The following is a 15,019-nucleotide window of genomic DNA, read 5'->3' as shown; positions in this document are numbered from 1 at the left end:
CAGGACCTCGACCAGGAGGCGTGGTTCACCGCGCGCCGGTGTGTCGACGCAAGAAGACGGCCTAGATCTTGACTGGTTGACCGGTTCTTGTTGACTCGTACGCGGCGGTCACGATCCGCAGGGTCGCGAGGCCCTGTTCGCCGTCCGGGACTGGTCGGCGGCGTTCGCGTACCGAGGACAGGAATTCGGTCAGCAGCAACCGATCCAGGTCCGGGCCGTACCCGAGCCAGCGACTTTCGCCGCCGGCACGGAAACCGGTGACGGCCTGGCCGAACGCATCTACCTGGACGGTGCCTTTTTCGCCGACCAGGCCGAAACTCAGCCCGCCCCAGGTCGGAAAGCCGTCCGGTCGGCTCCAGCTGCAGTCGATGCTCGCGACGGTCCCGTCGGCGTACCGGATAACGACGACGCCACCTGTTTCCACCGCCGCTTCCGGATGCAGAATGTGGTTGCTCAGTGCGTAAACTTCAACTGGGGGAGCGCTCACCAACAGGCTGAAGATATCTGCCAGATGGACGGTGGTCCATCAGTGCGCCGCCGCCAGCGAGGTCCGGATCGGCGAACCAGGCCCGCCCACTGGGGAGTTTGCCATTGTTGACACCGGTGAGACCGACCAGTTTTCCGAGTTGCCCGGACGCGACGGCCTGTTGTGCGGCGCGTACGGCCGGGCTGAACCGGACCGGGTAGGCGGTCATCAGACCGACCCCAGCGGCCGCACAGGCAGCGATCATCGACTCCGCGTCCGGGACTGTGGTCGCGAGGGGTTTTTTCGCAGAGTACATAGGCTCCGGTCGCGGCTGCCGCCTCCACGATCGTACGATGGTGGAGGTTTTCGGTGCAGACCACCACACCATCCGGGCCTGCCGCGAACATTTCCTGGTACGAGTCGAAAAACGTGGCGTCCACGGCCTCACGACCCCGGCCGGCTTCGGTCGAGCCGACGCCGTCCGGGTCGGCGACGAGCAGCTCAACTTCGGGATGTGCGGCCAATTGCGCCGCGTACGAGCCGGCGTGGGACGGGGCGAGCGAAGCCAGCGCGATCTTCATCAGGCCACCTGCGTCGGGCTGACGGCTCGACCGGACCGGGCCGATTCCAGCGCGGCGAGCGCGATGTCCAAGGCCGCCAGGCCGTCCGCCGCGTTGACCCGCGGCGGCGGGCCGCCAGCGATCGCGATCGCCGCCGCGAACTCGGCCAGTTCCGCCGTGTACGGATCGTCGGCGAGGGCGTGCCCGATGGCCGCGGGTTCGGGCACGCTGATCGTCACCGGCGGCCGGCGCAGCGAGTCCCCGGTCAGCACGCCGCCGCTGCCGGCCAGGTCGAAGGTGGTCCGGGAACGGCTCGCCCGGCCGACTCCACGTGCCCTGGATGTGGCTGATCGTGCCGTTTTCGTGGCGTAGCACCACAGTTCCGCTGACCGGACCGTCGGAGCCGGTGACAGTCGCGTACACGCTGGTCACCTCGCCGCCGATCCACCGCGCGAAATCGTAGTCGTGGATCATGAAATCCAGCAGGATCCCGCGCCCGCTGCTCGTTATGCAGCCAAGTGGCCCACTCCGGGCGGGCGCCGGACCTGGTCAGGCGCAATACCGCTGGAGACCCGATCTCACCGCCCGCGACGGCCGCCTGGGCCGTCGCGTACTCGCCGAAATACCGCACCACGTGCGCGACGAACAGGTGGACGCCGGCCTCCGCGCACGCGTCGATGATGCGCTGTCCTTGCGCGTGCGTACGCTCCAGCGGCTTCTCACAGATCACGTGCCGACCCGCCGCGGCCGCCCGGACGGCGATGTCCGCGTGCGTGTCGGTGGGCGTACAGATGTCCACGGCGTCCACCTGGCCGAGCAGCATGTCGAGCTCGTCGACGACTGTGCCGCCGTACTGGCCGGCGAGCGCTGTGGCGGCCGGCGGGGGTCGTGGAATAGAGGAAAAGTGTGGTTCCGAGCTGCTGCCAGGCGGCGGCGTGTGACCGGGCGATGAAACCGGAGCCGATCAGTCCTATCGACAGGGGCACGTGCGGGCCCATCCGTTGCGGTGATCTTGGTTTTGGCCAAACCTACCGCCGCTCGCCGACTCAGTCGAGGAACGTGGTGAGTGCTTCGATGACCGCTTCAGGCTGTTCCTCGCAGCCGCCGGACAGAGTTGGTCAACGTGATGTGGCAGGCGTGCATCACTGGCATCGCAAACAATCTCCGCCTTGACCAATAGCGGGACAGCTAACTGAGCGCTAAAACGGTGGTTCGGTTGGCCATGTTGTTGGTTTTTCGGGTGGGGGCGGCTTGATGCGTGGTTCGTCCTTGTCGTTCAGGTAGATCGGTCCGCGTCGTCCGTTTTTGGTGGGTGGGCAGACGTCTTCTCCGGGTGGTGGTGGCTCGGTGACGTAGACGCGTCCGGTGGGGCTCAGGACGGTGTAGGTGCCGTCTGGGTCGAGTCTGACTTTCCAGTCGGAGTGTGTTTTGAGCCGGTGGTGGAAACGGCACAGGCAGAGGAGATTTTCCTTGCAGGTGCACCCTCCGGAAACGGGATGGAGTGGTCCTTGTCGCAACGCTGGGCAGCACAGCGACACCCAGGCCAACGACACGTCACGTCTCGGGCTTCGATGAATTCCTGCAATGCCATCGATGGTCGATAACGTGCTCGACCGGCTTCCATGAGCTTGGTGGAGCTGGGGTCGGTGAGTAGTCGCGCCAGGTGGAGTCTTTGGCCAGGCGGCGGGCCATGCTGGCCGGGATCGCGCCGTACCCGGCGAGGAAGGCGGGTTTGTCGTCTAGGCCGAGCAGTGTGCCTGCTCCGACGACGACTCGCAGGTCAACGCGCGGCTTGCGTGAACGGGCGTGGCCGGTGCCATCAGAACGCGCTGCCGCTGTTGAGGAAGTGGACGACTCGTACCCGCAGTCGTCGGCGCGCACACCGGTGTCGTCTGCTGCGGGCTGAGCGACTCCGCTGTTGTCGGTGTCATCGTCGGGGAATTGGGGCGTGTCATGCCAAGTGTGTAAGCCGGAGGTGTACCAATCGACTGGCCTGTTGGTTGGTCGGAAGGGACACCGTATGACTCGGAACATTTCGTCTCGTCGTGATGATGAGACGGCGGCTGCGCGGCTGACGGGGGCGCTCTCGACCGCGACGATCGATGCTCTACTAGCGGACGCGAAGGCCACTGGGACGCCGGTAGACGGGGCGAACGGTCTGCTGAACCAGATGACCAAGGCGGTGCTGGATCGGACGTTGCAGGTCGAGATGAGCGACCACCTGGGCTATGAGCACGGCGCGCCGGAGGGACGCGGGTCCGGCAACTCCCGGAACGGGCTAACCCGCAAGACCGTGTCCACGCTCAGCGGCCCGGTCCAGATCGAGGTGCCGCGGGACCGGAACGGGACGTTCGAGCCCACGATCGTACCCAAACGTGCCCGTCGTTTGGGGAATATCGATGACATGATCCTGTCTTTGTACTCGCGAGGAATGACAACTCGTGACATCGAGGCGCATTTACTTGAAATATATGGAGTAAAACGCGTCCCGGGAGTTGATCTCGAACATCACCGACGTGGTCGTCGACGAGATCAAGCTGTGGCAGTCACGGCCGCTGGACGAGGTCTACCCGATCCTCTACATCGACGGGATCCGGGTCCGAATCAAGGACAACGGCGTGGTCACCACCAAGGTCGCGTACCTGGCCATCGGAGTGGACGTGGACGGCCGCAAACACTCCCTCGGATGCTGGATCCAGGACACCGAGGGAGCCAAGTTCTGGGCCAAGGTCCTGACGGACTTGCGCAACCGCGGCGTGCGGGACATCCTCATCGCGTGCTGCGACGGGCTGACCGGGCTCCCGGACGCGATCCGCTCAATCTTCCCTGACACCGTAGTGCAAACCTGCGTCGTGCACGTCATCCGCAACGCCATGCGGTTCGTGTCCTACAAGGACCGCAAACCACTGGCCGCGTCGATGCGCGAGATCTATACCGCGCCCACCCTGGAGGCCGCCGAGCTCGCCCGCGACGCGTTCGCCAAGACCCACGGCAAACAATACCCCGGAGCCGTCGACGTGTGGAACAACGCCTGGAACGACTTCACCCCCTTCCTGGACTACCCCGCAGAACTCCGGAAAATTGTCTACACCACCAACCAAATCGAATCCATCAACTTCCAACTCCGCAAAATCACCAAAAAACGCGGACACTTCCCCGACAAAGACGCAGCCATGAAACTCATCTACCTCGGACTACGCAACATCTCCACCCAACGCGGCGGAGCCTCAGGAACAGGCACCTGGGGCTGGAAAATAGCACTCAACACCCTCACCCAACTATTCCCCGGCCGCCTAACATTCTGATATAATAAGACAAGTAAGCCAATCACCTCCGGCTTACACAGAAATCGTGACAGGCTCCAGCCGTCCGCTCCACAGCGGCTCGTCCCATCGAGGTCTGCTCATCAGTGACCACACTGGTTTCCTGGACTGTGCCTGTCGCGTCGTCGTCGGACTGATTCTCGGCATCGGCATTCTCCGGGCGTTGCGGAACCGGGACATCACCCAAGCTGCCAGCAAAAATCCAGCAACGCGCCGCGCGCGATCGACCGCGGATCGCGGTCATCGTCAGGGCAGGAATGTGCGTACGCGTCCAGGATCGACATGATCGACGCCAACTCATCAGCGGTCAAATAAGCCCGCATCCACGCCATCGAATCATCCGCCGGCGACGACTGCACCCGCCGCTGTCGCTTCGCCTCCTCATGACGATCCTGAGCGGCCTGCGGATCGACCGCGATCATCGCCCGCTGGATCGCTTTACGCAGCTGCCCAGGCGTACGGTCACCTACCACTTCACCACCCGCTCACGCGTCGCGACCGTGGACTCGTTCACCAACGAAGGCCCGGCAACCACACAGCGACGCGCCAACTCAGCAAAAGACGCCACCTGACGGGCATCAATCATCGCCCGCATCCGCTCACACTCCACCACATCGGTGACCAGCGCGTCATCCCCCAGATCAGCCGGCACCGCCGACCGACCATGAGACCACCGCACCGCCCAACCCATACCGAACATCGTACACCTGTTCGAATGACCGAATTTTGTTGGGGGTAGCATTCACCCACGACGATTCCAACGACCTGCGGACCAGGATCGATCAACACGAACAAAAATATCCGGCACAGACCCCGAGCGGCCTGATCTCCCGACGAACTTACGAAATCGACTACTTAGGTGAACGGTATGCTGAGGGAGTGGACGAAAAGCGTGTCGAGGACGTACGGCTCGTCATCTACGGCGAGCTGAGTCGATCCGGACTGGCTCCGAGCACCGCGAAACTCGCGGCGGAAACGGGTCTTGATCCCACCGAAGTCGAGTCGGCGCTCGCCCGCCTGGCCGCGAACCGGGACATCGTGCTGCGCCGCGGGCAGATTGTGATGGCCCACCCGTTCGCCACCATCCCGCTGGGATTCTCCGTGATGGGAAGGAAAACTCTCTGGTGGGGCGGCTGTGCCTGGGATTCCTTCGCGATCGCGCATTTGGTCCCGGACGAGCCCGAGGTCCTGGTCGCCACCCAATGTCCGCAATGTGGCACCGCGCACGCGTGGCAGGTCAGCAGGGAGGGGCCGCCGGCGGGCTCCCAGGTTGCGCACTTTCTCGTTCCTACCAAGCAGATCTGGGAGGACGTCGTCCACAGTTGTCACAACCAGCGGATTTTCTGCGACTCTGGCTGCGTGAATGAGTGGCTTCGCAGCACCGGCAATGAGAGTGGCTACGAGATGGACCTGTCGACGCTGTGGCGGCTCGCTCGCGGCTGGTACGCCGGTAGGCTCGATCGCGGCTACGTTCGGCGTGAGCCTTTGCTGGCGGCCGAGTATTTTGCCTCGGTTGGCCTTCGCGGCCCATTCTGGGGTCTTTAAGGGCAGGTTTGGATTCTTTTACCGTACAAACTGCTGGCCGGCGGGGATCATCGAGACATGACGCAACCACCGGTCTATATGAACCGAAACCACTTCGACCCTGTTCCTGAGCTGGCCGTCTTGCGGACCGACGAACAGCCAGTCTCCCGGGTTCAGTTGCCGATGGGCGCCGAGGCTTGGCTGGTTACGAGCTATGCCGGCGTGCGGGAAGTGCTGAGCGATCCGAGTCGATTCAGCAATGTGATGCCCACTTTCCTGGGCGACGCACCACAAGCCGACGGCCCCGACTCGGCCGGGATGCTGCTGGGATATGACCCGCCCGAGCACACTCGGCTGCGCCGCATGCTGACCGGAGCTTTCACCGGCCGCCGAATGGAACTTCTCCGGCCAATGGTGGAAAAGATCGTCGGCGAGCAGCTGGACGCATTGGAGCAGGCTGGATCGCCAGCTGATCTGGTGGAGCATTTCGCGCTGCCGGTGCCCTCACTGGTCATTGGCGAGCTGTTGGGTGTGCCAGCCGACGACCGGGCCGACTTCCAGCGCCGCAGTAAGGCCCGGACGAATCTTTCCATTACTCTCGAAGAAAGAACCGTTCTGGGCAACGAATCCCGGGAGTTCATGGCTGACCTCGTCGCACGCCGCCGGCGCGAACCGACCGATGACTTGCTCGGCATGATGGTGCGTGAACACGGCGATGATGTCACCGACGCGGAGCTGATCGGCGTGGGCGACCTGCTTTTGATCGCCGGCCACGAAACCACCGCCAAAATGCTTGGCCTTGGCACGCTTCTGTTGCTTCGCAACCCAGATCAGCTTGCCCGCGTACGAGATGACGATGCGGCCGTTGAACCGGCGATCGAGCAGTTGTTGCGTTACCTCTCGGTGGTCTACGCGGTATTCCCTCGGTTTGCTGTTGCCGACACCACCCTGGCCGGTGTACCGATCCGAGCCGGCGAGGTTGTCATCGGGTCCCTGTTGTCCGCCAACCGTGACAGTGATTTTGGTGCTGACCTTGATAAGTTCGATATCGACCGGCGCAGTCCGGGGCATCTGGCATTTGGCCATGGAGTGCATCACTGCCTTGGCGCACCGCTGGCTCGGTTGGAGATGCGGATCGCCTATCCGGCTCTCTCTTGAGGCGTTTCCCCGGCTTGCGGCTTGGAGTTGCTTTCGAGGAAGTTGCTTTTAACCCGTTCTCGTTTGTCTATGGGGTGGATTCGCTTCCTGTCATGTTGGGGTAGGGATCAGCGTTTCGAGCGAGGCTCGCTGCCCCGACCGCTACTGTCTGGCTGCCCCCAGAACGTGGCCGTCGACCAGGAGCCAGCCGCCGACGCCCAGTTGGTGAACGAGTCGCTGGCCGCCATGACCCGGCCGTGCTGGTCAATCACGCCGGCCGCCGTATCCAGAATGGCCGCACCACTGGCCCGTACCGGAGTGGGGGCCGATGCCTGGGGGAGGGTTTCACCGCCGTGCTGCCGCTGCCCGCCAGCGCAGCCGGTTACCGCCAGGCTGAGAGCCAGAACCAGTGCCGTGAGCGCCTGGCGACGCCTGTGACGGCTCATCTGTCCCACTTCCAACAATGTTGATTAAAGTCTTTCGCCCCCCGAACGTCAGAAGATCTTGCTCGTAATTTGCGCATCTTGTAGACGTATCGACGATGGCTGCGATTGAATCACCAGAAGAGTCGCAAGCCAAGAGGGCAAACTTGCATCATGATTGATATAATGGGCCGGCCACGATGCTAGACGCAGCCGCGCTGCGACTGCTTTGGTTGGTCGCGAGCGGCCAGGCCGGGTCTCGAATGGACCTGGCTAGGCTGCTTGACCTGCCGCAGTCGACCGTCTCGGTACGCATTCACGCGCTGATGGCGGCCGGGATGATGTCCGAGTCCGGCCAAGGGCGTTCGCAGGGCGGCCGGCGGCCGCGGCTGCTCCGGGTCAACGCGGAGTTCGGGCATGTCTGGACGGCGGATGTTGGTTCGCGGCATGTCCGCATCGGCGCGATTGACCTGGCCGGCACTCTCCTGCGGGTGCGGGAGTCGCCATTGGACATCAACGGCGATCCGGAGACGGTGATGGCCGATCTGGCCGCGCAGATCCGCTTTCTCGCCAACGAAACTCAGTGCCCGGGCCGATGGTTGGGAGTCGCGGTCGGGCTCCCCGGGCCGGTCGATGTGAGCGCTGGCGCGGTGACGTGGGCGTCCCGAATGCCGCGTTGGCGCGGATTTCGGGCGCGGGCCGCGCTTTCCGCGCACCTCGAGGTGCCGGTGACCGTCGACAACGACGCGAACCTGATGGCCTTGGGTGAGTCTCGCGGGCAACCGCCGGGCCAGACGCTGGTGGTGGTCAAGGCTGGTACGGGCATTGGCTCGGGTCTGGTGATAGAGGGCCGGCTGCATCGCGGCCGTGCTGGGGTCGCCGGCGACATCGGTCACGTACGGATGTCAGCCGGCGCCGACAATCCTTGCAGCTGCGGCAATCGCGGCTGTCTGGAGACGGTGGCCAGCGGTGCCGCGCTGGTGGCCGGGCTGCGTGCTCGCGGGTTCGACCTGGCGGACACGGCCGCGGTGATGGCGGCTGCTGAGGACGCCGAGCCGACGGTGACCACGGCCGTACGCCAAGCCGGCCTGTTGGTCGGCGAGGTGCTGGCGACGGTGGTCAATTTCGCCAACCCGGACGCGGTGTTGCTGGGCGGCGTGTTGTCCGGATCGGAGGCGTTCGTGGCGGCTGTTCGGGGCGCTCTCTACGAAAGATGCCTTCCGCTGGCAACTAGCGCGTTGCGCATTGACCGGGTTCGCGGCGGCCCGGACGCGGGCCTGGTCGGCGCCGGGGTGCTGGCCCTGGAAGCAGCGTTGGAGCAAGCCGCCGAGGCCGGGCGGTCCGGAGGAAGGGCAGCGCCGTGACATCCCTGCGCATCGGGATCGCCGGAATCGCGATCGAGTCGAGCACGTTCTCCCCACACCGGTCCACTGTGGCCGACTTTCGGATCACCCGCGGTCGGGATTTGTTGGCCAGGTACGATTTTCTGGCCGGTGAATTGGTCGAAGGCATCGAGTGGGTGCCGTTGATGCACGCGGTGTCGCTGCCTGGAGGTCCGGTCACCGCGCAGGCGTACGTACGCGGAGCTGTCCGACGAGATTTTCGTCCGGCTCCGGCAGGCCAGGCCGTTGGACGGTCTGTTTTTCGACATTCACGGCGCGATGAGCGTGCTCGGGCGGACCGACGCGGAGGCCGACCTGATCGAGGGTATCCGGGCGATCACCGGCCCGGAACTGCTGGTGTCGGCCTCGATGGACTTGCACGGCAACGTTTCCCGCCGGCTCGCGATCGCGCTGGACCTGATCACCTGCTATCGCAAGGCTCCGCACACCGATGCGTGGGACACCCGCGAGCGGGCGATCCGGAACCTTGTTCGCAGGCTGCGATCCGGTGGCCGGCCCGGGAAAGCGTGGGTGCAGGTCCCCGTTCTGTTGCCGGGCGAGAAAAAAACAGCACTCGGCTGGAGCCGGCCAGGAGTGTCTACGCCAAAGTCGACGAGGTGGAGGCGACCGACGGTGTCCTGGATGCCGCGATCTGGGTCGGCTATGCGTGGGCGGACGAGCCGCGCTGCCAGGCCGCGGTGGTGGTGACGGCGACAATCGTGCGGTGATCACCGCGAAAGCCGCCGAGCTGGCCCGCGCGTATTGGGATGCCCGCTCGGATTTCGCTTTCGTGGCACCAACAGGCACCCTTGCCGAATGCGTACGACAGGCCGTCGCGAGCCCGGCCCGGCCGTTTTACATCAGCGATTGCGGCGACAACCCGACCGCCGGCGGGGCCGGTGACACGTCATGGACGCTGAGCGAACTCTTACATAGTCCGGAAATCGTGGACTCGGAACGTACGACACTTTATGCCGCGATCGTGGACCCGGTCGCGGTGGCGGCGGCCGTCGCGGCCGGTGTCGGCGCCGATGTCTGGGTGGAACTCGGTGGACATGTCGACGCCGGACCGTGCGGGCCAGTGGCACTGCGCGCCAAGGTGGATGCGGTGGATCTCGGCGATCCGGTGGCTGGTACGGCTGTGGTGCTGGTGGTGGGGGCGGGTTGCACATCATCGCGACCTCCCGCCGCAAGCCGTACCACCTGGAGGCGGATTTCACTGTCCTGGGGCTGAATCCGCGCAAGGCGGACCTGGTGATCGTGAAAATCGGCTATCTGGAGCCGGAACTCTACGACATGGCCGCCGACTGGCTGCTCGCGCTGACGCCCGGCGGCGTTGACCAGGATCTGCTCCGGCTCGGTCATCACCGGATCGATCGACCGATGTTTCCCTTCGACCCGGACATGGCGGACCCGGACCTTTCGCCGGAACTGCTGGCATGATCAGGCTCGAGCTGAGCGTGGACACGCTCGAGGGCGCGGTCGCGGCCGACCGCCTGGGCGTGGACCGGATTGAGCTGTGCTCGGCCGCCGCCCTCGGCGGACTGACACCTGGACCTGGCCTGTTGGCCGCTGTGTTGGACCGTACGACAGCGCAGGTGCATATGCTCGTACGACCGCGCGACGGCGATTTTCGTTATGCTCCCGAAGAAGTCGAAACGCTGGTCAAGGATGTCGCACACGCGGTGTCCGCCGGCGCGGCCGGCGTGGTCGTCGGGGCACTCACGGCGACTGGAGATCTTGATCTTCCGGTGCTGGCGGAGTTGGTCGCGGCGGCGGGCGGCCGCAGCAGTGTTACTTTGCACAGGGCCATTGACGTGTGCCGGGATCCGTTGGCAGCAGTGGAAAATGTGGCCGAGCTGGGAATCAACCGGGTGCTGAGCTCGGGGCAGGCGGTTCGTGCGGAGGATGGAATCGCTGTGCTCGCTGGGATGGTGCGGGTTGCCGCCGGCCGGGTAGCCGTCATGGCCTGCGGGGGAGTGCGTGCCGCGAACGCCGGTGCGATCGTACGAGCCACCGGTGTGCGTGACCTGCATGCCGCGCCGCGGACACAGCTGCCATCTCGCGGCACGTCGGTCGTCGATTTCGGTGCGATCGTAGCGTTTGATGCGGCCCAAGCGTCCGCGCTCGTGGCGGCCGTGCGCGCATAGGCCCTGTCTGATCTGAATCGGTCGACCTCAACGATTTGTAAACCCCTAGCTATTATTATCCCTACTCAGCTATTTCCGTTTGGCGGGCAATTTGTAAACCCCTAGCTATTATTTCCATATCCAGCACTGCGTCTGTCTTAAGTCGACAGTCGGCGCTGGTCGGTTCAGGGATGCGAATTTTGGTGCCAGCTTTCGAACATAGCGGCCAGCTGGGGAAAATGCCCCGGTGCACACATAGCGTCCGGAATAACAGTGACTTGTCGTGATCCGGACGTCTTTTGAAGAAAAGTCTGGACCGCGAGTTATTTGTGGTTTATCTTGCTCGCAGCGAAACGGCTTTTGGCTACATTCTTTCCATCCGGTCCGCCAAAGGAGCTCCGCCATGCCCGCTGGACCCCGCACCAAGATCATCGGCACCGTGGCAATTCCGGCCTTGATGGCCGGCTGCCTGATGCTGGCCGGCTCGCCGGCCCAAGCCACCCTGGCCCTGCCCGCGCAGGCCGAACAAGCGGTGCCGGCCGCCTCGGGTGGCGACCTCGACTCCCCGGCCAAGAAGGAGATTGCGATGGAGCTTGTCTCCAGCGCGGAGAACTCCACGCTGGACTGGAAGTCGCAGTACTCGTACATCGAGGACATCGGCGACGGCCGCGGTTACACCGCTGGCATCATCGGCTTCTGCTCTGGCACCGGCGATATGCTGGAACTGGTGGAGAAATACACCAACGACGTGCCGGACAACCCGTTGGCGAAGTATCTTCCGGCGCTACGCAAGGTCAACGGCACCGACTCGCACTCAGGCCTGGGCACCGCGTTTGTCAACGCGTGGAAAGCGGCAGCCAAACTGACCGCGTTCCAGAACGAGCAGAACGGTGAACGCGACCGGGTGTATTTCAACCCGGCGGTGAGCCAGGCCAAGTCCGACGGGCTTGGCGCGCTGGGACAGTTCATCTATTACGACGCGATTGTCATGCACGGCCCCGGAACTGACCACGACAGTTTCGGCGGGATCCGTACGGCCGCGATCAAGAAGGCGAAGCCGCCGTCCCAGGGTGGCAACGAAACGACCTACCTGAAAGCGTTTCTCGCCGTTCGCAAAGCCGTGATGAAGGAAGAGGAAGCGCACTCCGACACCTCCCGAGTCGACACCGAGCAGACCAAGTTCCTCAACGAGGGCAACCTCGATCTGCACACGCCGTTGGACTGGAAGGTTTACGGCGACCCATACCACATCAGCTGACCGCCACCACGCGAGTAACCCGGATGCCTCGGGGGCTTCCGGGTTATCGCTGTTGTCTAAAGAATGGTGCTGTAGGCATTGAGCGCCGGCTGCCCGCCGAGATGGACGTAGAGCACGGTGGACGTGGGCTCGATTTCGTTGCGGGACACCAGGTCGATCAGCCCGGCCATCGATTTTCCCTCATAGACCGGATCGGTGACCATGCCCTCGGTGCGGGCGGCCACCCGCATCGCGTCCACAGTGGACTCATCCGGGATGCCGTAGGTGCCGGCGTGGTATCGCTCGTCGAGTTCCACCGGCGGGACGTCGGCCGCGCCGATGAGTTTCGCGGTCTGGTGGGCGATCCGGGTGATCTGGTCGCGGGTCTGCATTGGTTTGGCGGAGGCGTCGATGCCAATCACCCGGCGGTGGTCGTGCAGGGCGGCGAAACCGGCGAGCATGCCGGCCTGGGTGCTGCCGGTCACGGAGCAGACGACGATGGTGTCGAAGAAAACGCCCAGCGCCGCCTCCTGCTCGGCCAGTTCGTACGCCCAACGGGCGAAACCGAGGCCACCGAGCGGGTGATCGGAGGCGCCGGCCGGGATCGGGTACGGCCGGCCGCCGGACTCCACAATCTCCGCCAGCGCGTTTTCCCAGCTCTGCTTGAACCCGATGTCGAAGCCGGCGCGTACGAGCCGAATGTCGGCGCCAGCGAGCCGGCTGATCAGGATGTTGCCGACCTTGTCGTAGGCCGGGTCCGGCCAGTCGACCCAACTTTCCTGTATCAGCACACATTTCAGCCCGGCGTGGGCGGCGACCGCGGCGACCTGGCGGGTGGTTCGACTGCACCCCACCAATGGAGACCAGCGTGTCGCGGCCTTGTCGCACCGCGTCCGCGACCAAATACTCCAGCTTGCGGGTTTTGTTGCCGCCGTACGCGATCCCGGAGTTGCAGTCCTCTCGCTTGGCCCAGACTGCCGCGCCGCCGAGATGCTTGCTGAGGCGGTTCAGCGGGTGCAGCGGGGAGGGGCCGAAAAGCAGCTGATAGCGCGGAAAGCGGTCGATCGACAAGGTCAGCTCCCGGATCCGGTGGCGAGGGTTTCCAACGCCAGCGCCGCCCGCACCGGCGCTCTGGATAGTCCCAGCTGCTCGGCGAGATCACCGTCCCGCAGGGCATTGCCCGGCGGGACGTCCGCCCGTACTATCGCGTCCCGGATCGCCTCGTACGCGGTCTCCCTGAGCAGGGTTCGCCCGACCCGTGGGAGTGTTGGCACAACTGAAATGTTACATGTCAGTGCGAGCGGTGGGCGCGGTTCGCGCGGCGGATCCGACGGGCCGCGGTGAGCAGGTGCCGGCGGTCGTTCTCGGCGACCAGCTCGTGCTGGCGTTCGGTGGCGAGGGCGGACAGCATCTCCGGGTGCAGAAACATCTCGATCTCCTTGGTTGGTGTTCCTTGATGACTCCAATCCTGGTCCGCGCGGGGCGCTGCGGCATCGGGAGCGGATGTGTATCTTCGCTGTTCAAGGCCTACCTAGAGAGCACCTAACTCGCCTCTAGACATACCTAGGTCCCGGCGCCGCGCGTACCACTAGGGCGTCATGAGCAGGGTGACCGTACGGTTGGCGGCTGGGTGGGGGAAGGGGTTGGCGGTTTGGTCGCCGCTGGACAGCGCGAAACCGGTCAGCGGACGGCCGCTCGCGTGCGCGAGTTGGCGAGCGGCGACCAGGGCGCGGGCCAGCGCGACCACTGAGCCGCCGGACTGCGGGCCACCGAGGACCGCGAGGGCGTGCCCGACGACGGTGATCGACGCGGTTTGGCCGCGCAGCCGGGTGCCGATCGGTCGAGCATGATCGCGCCGCCGGTGGTCAGGTTGTCGTCGTACGAGAAGACCCCAGCGTCGAAGAGCACCTCGACCGAGTCGGCCTGTCGGCGTACGTGCACGCCGGGGACGGTCATGGCGGTGGCGAGCTGGTCGAGGGCCTTGGCCCGGCTGCTGGCGGTGACGGCTTGTCGCGCCTGAGCGGCCGCCGCTTGCTGCTCCAAGGCGCGCGCTCGCTGCTCGGCGACCTGGGCCGCCGCCACGGCTGGATCGGCTGGCGGTGGGGGCTCGGAGTGCACCCACACGACGACGCCGGTGGCCAGCGCCGCGACCGTGACCGCGGCGACGCCGGCGATCCTGCCCGGTTGCCAGAGCGGGCGGCGGGTACGGCGGCGGCGGCCTTGATGGCGGCGATCAGTGGCCGTCCGGCTACCGCGCCGGGCGACTCCGGGATGCGCGCCCACCACGCGTCCGCTTCGGCGAAGTCGCCACGCTGTGCGTACACGCGGGCGCGCAGGTCGAGCGCCTCGTCGGTCGCGTCCGGGGCCAGCGTCGCGAGGATGCGCTCGGCTTCGTCGAGGTCGCCGGCGTACGCGGCCGTACGTGCGCGGTCGACGACGAGAACCGTGGCGAGATCGCTGGTCACTGCTTGTCCTTCAGTCGGCCGGAGCTCATCACCTGGTCGGCGACCTCGGTCGGCAGCAACCGCCGGAGCCGCTCGTTGACCCCGGGCAAGGCGCGGTAGTCACCGGCGGAGATCGCCTGCTCGCCTTCCCACAAGAGGGTGTCCGCCTGCCGGGGCGAGGTCATTTGGTCGCGGGCCTGCCGAAGTGCGTAGAAAATCGCAGGTCGAAGTGGGCTGCGGCGCTGATCTCGCTAATCAGCCCGTGGGCCCGCTCCGTCAGGTGCGATACGCGGTCGACTCTTGTTGCGATGCTGCTCGGTTCTGGGCGCGCAGGTCCTGGAGATCCGCTCCGTCAGGTAGCGAACGCGGTCGCTCCTTGTTCGCGATGGCCTGCT

Annotated in this window: 18 protein-coding genes and 8 pseudogenes; 11 read left to right on the top strand and 15 right to left on the bottom strand. The window is 65.2% G+C overall.

Going from position 1 to position 15,019, the window contains the following annotated elements; all coding sequences use genetic code 11:
• Positions 1-61 precede the first annotated feature (61 nt).
• From GNX96_RS54485 to GNX96_RS23255, 6 genes and pseudogenes are all read right to left on the bottom strand, one after another.
• Positions 62-695: pseudogene (locus GNX96_RS54485) on the bottom strand (Gfo/Idh/MocA family protein).
• 82 nt (positions 696-777) lie between these two features.
• A pseudogene (locus tag GNX96_RS64615) lies at positions 778-915 on the bottom strand (hypothetical protein); the annotation flags it as partial.
• 131 nt (positions 916-1,046) lie between these two features.
• Entirely contained in the window at positions 1,047-1,298 is a 252-nt protein-coding gene (locus GNX96_RS54475) for a hypothetical protein (protein WP_279581238.1), read from the bottom strand.
• Positions 1,299-1,398: 100 nt separating this feature from the next.
• Positions 1,399-1,500: pseudogene (locus tag GNX96_RS64610) on the bottom strand (hypothetical protein); the annotation flags it as partial.
• Positions 1,501-1,672: 172 nt separating this feature from the next.
• Positions 1,673-1,921, bottom strand: a pseudogene (locus GNX96_RS64605) (Gfo/Idh/MocA family oxidoreductase); the annotation flags it as partial.
• 659 nt (positions 1,922-2,580) lie between these two features.
• The gene (locus tag GNX96_RS23255; protein WP_163569695.1) at positions 2,581-2,907 is read right to left on the bottom strand and encodes a hypothetical protein; all 327 of its coding nucleotides are present in this window, start codon (positions 2,905-2,907) and stop codon (positions 2,581-2,583) included.
• A gap of 190 nt (positions 2,908-3,097) precedes the next feature.
• On the opposite strand from GNX96_RS23255, the pseudogene GNX96_RS23250 reads away from it, so the two are divergent.
• Positions 3,098-4,331 (top strand): annotated as a pseudogene (locus tag GNX96_RS23250) (IS256 family transposase).
• A 197-nt stretch (positions 4,332-4,528) separates the two neighbouring features.
• Here GNX96_RS23250 and GNX96_RS23245 read toward each other — a convergent pair.
• Positions 4,529-4,822, bottom strand: a complete 294-nt coding sequence (locus GNX96_RS23245; RefSeq protein ID WP_163569694.1) for a DUF222 domain-containing protein — start codon at positions 4,820-4,822, stop codon at positions 4,529-4,531.
• Entirely contained in the window at positions 4,816-5,001 is a 186-nt protein-coding gene (locus tag GNX96_RS23240; RefSeq protein ID WP_163569693.1) for a hypothetical protein, read from the bottom strand. The genes GNX96_RS23245 and GNX96_RS23240 overlap by 7 nt, the downstream gene beginning before the upstream one ends.
• A gap of 227 nt (positions 5,002-5,228) precedes the next feature.
• Between GNX96_RS23240 and merB the strand changes: the two genes are divergently transcribed.
• Positions 5,229-5,894: an organomercurial lyase gene (gene merB, locus GNX96_RS23235; protein ID WP_163569692.1), complete on the top strand. Its 666-nt coding sequence runs from the start codon at positions 5,229-5,231 to the stop codon at positions 5,892-5,894.
• A gap of 57 nt (positions 5,895-5,951) precedes the next feature.
• Complete coding sequence (locus tag GNX96_RS23230) at positions 5,952-7,031, top strand: cytochrome P450 (protein ID WP_390624118.1); 1,080 nt, start codon at positions 5,952-5,954, stop codon at positions 7,029-7,031.
• A gap of 107 nt (positions 7,032-7,138) precedes the next feature.
• Here GNX96_RS23230 and GNX96_RS23225 read toward each other — a convergent pair whose 3' ends face one another.
• Complete coding sequence (locus GNX96_RS23225) at positions 7,139-7,456, bottom strand: hypothetical protein (protein ID WP_163569691.1); 318 nt, start codon at positions 7,454-7,456, stop codon at positions 7,139-7,141.
• 239 nt (positions 7,457-7,695) lie between these two features.
• Between GNX96_RS23225 and GNX96_RS23220 the strand changes: the two genes are divergently transcribed.
• From GNX96_RS23220 to GNX96_RS23205, 8 genes and pseudogenes are all read left to right on the top strand, one after another.
• Complete coding sequence (locus GNX96_RS23220) at positions 7,696-8,796, top strand: ROK family protein (RefSeq protein WP_279581237.1); 1,101 nt, start codon at positions 7,696-7,698, stop codon at positions 8,794-8,796.
• Positions 8,793-9,002: pseudogene (locus GNX96_RS61390) on the top strand (M81 family metallopeptidase); the annotation flags it as partial. The gene GNX96_RS23220 and the pseudogene GNX96_RS61390, both read left to right, overlap by 4 nt.
• Positions 8,980-9,369 (top strand): annotated as a pseudogene (locus tag GNX96_RS61385) (M81 family metallopeptidase); the annotation flags it as partial. The pseudogenes GNX96_RS61390 and GNX96_RS61385, both read left to right, overlap by 23 nt.
• Entirely contained in the window at positions 9,270-9,542 is a 273-nt protein-coding gene (locus tag GNX96_RS61380; protein ID WP_313885765.1) for a M81 family metallopeptidase, read from the top strand. The pseudogene GNX96_RS61385 and the gene GNX96_RS61380, both read left to right, overlap by 100 nt.
• Positions 9,539-10,048: an MlrC C-terminal domain-containing protein gene (locus GNX96_RS54460; protein ID WP_279581236.1), complete on the top strand. Its 510-nt coding sequence runs from the start codon at positions 9,539-9,541 to the stop codon at positions 10,046-10,048. Before GNX96_RS61380 ends, GNX96_RS54460 begins: the two co-directional genes overlap by 4 nt.
• Entirely contained in the window at positions 9,979-10,257 is a 279-nt protein-coding gene (locus GNX96_RS54455) for an MlrC C-terminal domain-containing protein (protein WP_279581235.1), read from the top strand. Before GNX96_RS54460 ends, GNX96_RS54455 begins: the two co-directional genes overlap by 70 nt.
• The gene (locus GNX96_RS23210; RefSeq protein WP_163569689.1) at positions 10,254-10,964 is read left to right on the top strand and encodes a copper homeostasis protein CutC; all 711 of its coding nucleotides are present in this window, start codon (positions 10,254-10,256) and stop codon (positions 10,962-10,964) included. Before GNX96_RS54455 ends, GNX96_RS23210 begins: the two co-directional genes overlap by 4 nt.
• A gap of 382 nt (positions 10,965-11,346) precedes the next feature.
• The gene (locus GNX96_RS23205; protein WP_163569688.1) at positions 11,347-12,201 is read left to right on the top strand and encodes a chitosanase; all 855 of its coding nucleotides are present in this window, start codon (positions 11,347-11,349) and stop codon (positions 12,199-12,201) included.
• A 56-nt stretch (positions 12,202-12,257) separates the two neighbouring features.
• On the opposite strand, the pseudogene GNX96_RS23200 reads toward GNX96_RS23205, so the two are convergent.
• The 6 genes and pseudogenes from GNX96_RS23200 to GNX96_RS23180 all read right to left on the bottom strand — a co-directional run bounded on the left by GNX96_RS23200 (position 12,258) and on the right by GNX96_RS23180 (position 14,809).
• A pseudogene (locus tag GNX96_RS23200) lies at positions 12,258-13,251 on the bottom strand (1-aminocyclopropane-1-carboxylate deaminase).
• Positions 13,252-13,253: 2 nt separating this feature from the next.
• Positions 13,254-13,454: a GntR family transcriptional regulator gene (locus GNX96_RS23195; protein ID WP_163569687.1), complete on the bottom strand. Its 201-nt coding sequence runs from the start codon at positions 13,452-13,454 to the stop codon at positions 13,254-13,256.
• Positions 13,455-13,471: 17 nt separating this feature from the next.
• A complete protein-coding gene (locus GNX96_RS23190) occupies positions 13,472-13,609 on the bottom strand; it encodes a hypothetical protein (protein WP_163569337.1) in 138 nt (45 codons plus the stop codon).
• 251 nt (positions 13,610-13,860) lie between these two features.
• Positions 13,861-14,136: a hypothetical protein gene (locus GNX96_RS54450; RefSeq protein ID WP_279581234.1), complete on the bottom strand. Its 276-nt coding sequence runs from the start codon at positions 14,134-14,136 to the stop codon at positions 13,861-13,863.
• Complete coding sequence (locus GNX96_RS54445) at positions 14,133-14,645, bottom strand: tetratricopeptide repeat protein (RefSeq protein WP_279581233.1); 513 nt, start codon at positions 14,643-14,645, stop codon at positions 14,133-14,135. The genes GNX96_RS54450 and GNX96_RS54445 overlap by 4 nt, the downstream gene beginning before the upstream one ends.
• Positions 14,642-14,809, bottom strand: coding sequence for a hypothetical protein (locus GNX96_RS23180; RefSeq protein WP_163569685.1), 168 nt, complete (start codon positions 14,807-14,809; stop codon positions 14,642-14,644). The genes GNX96_RS54445 and GNX96_RS23180 overlap by 4 nt, the downstream gene beginning before the upstream one ends.
• Positions 14,810-15,019: the final 210 nt, after the last annotated feature.

It is taken from the genome of Fodinicola feengrottensis (genome assembly GCF_010993775.1).
GTDB lineage: Bacteria > Actinomycetota > Actinomycetes > Mycobacteriales > HKI-0501 > Fodinicola > Fodinicola feengrottensis.
The sequence above is the reverse complement of the archived record's forward strand: the minus strand, read 5'-3'. Positions and strand labels throughout refer to the sequence as shown.

Excerpts from the sequence above, each read along its gene's own strand:
- GNX96_RS23180 (WP_163569685.1), bottom strand. The coding sequence starts at position 14,809 with ATGACCTCGCCCCGGCAGGCGGACACCCTCTTGTGGGAAGGCGAGCAG.
- GNX96_RS23190 (WP_163569337.1), bottom strand. The coding sequence starts at position 13,609 with ATGTTTCTGCACCCGGAGATGCTGTCCGCCCTCGCCACCGAACGCCAG.
- GNX96_RS23230 (WP_390624118.1), top strand. The coding sequence starts at position 5,952 with ATGACGCAACCACCGGTCTATATGAACCGAAACCACTTCGACCCTGTT.
- GNX96_RS54450 (WP_279581234.1), bottom strand. The coding sequence starts at position 14,136 with ATGACCGTCCCCGGCGTGCACGTACGCCGACAGGCCGACTCGGTCGAG.
- GNX96_RS23225 (WP_163569691.1), bottom strand. The coding sequence starts at position 7,456 with ATGAGCCGTCACAGGCGTCGCCAGGCGCTCACGGCACTGGTTCTGGCT.
- GNX96_RS23220 (WP_279581237.1), top strand. The coding sequence starts at position 7,696 with ATGGACCTGGCTAGGCTGCTTGACCTGCCGCAGTCGACCGTCTCGGTA.
- GNX96_RS23210 (WP_163569689.1), top strand. The coding sequence starts at position 10,254 with ATGATCAGGCTCGAGCTGAGCGTGGACACGCTCGAGGGCGCGGTCGCG.
- GNX96_RS23205 (WP_163569688.1), top strand. The coding sequence starts at position 11,347 with ATGCCCGCTGGACCCCGCACCAAGATCATCGGCACCGTGGCAATTCCG.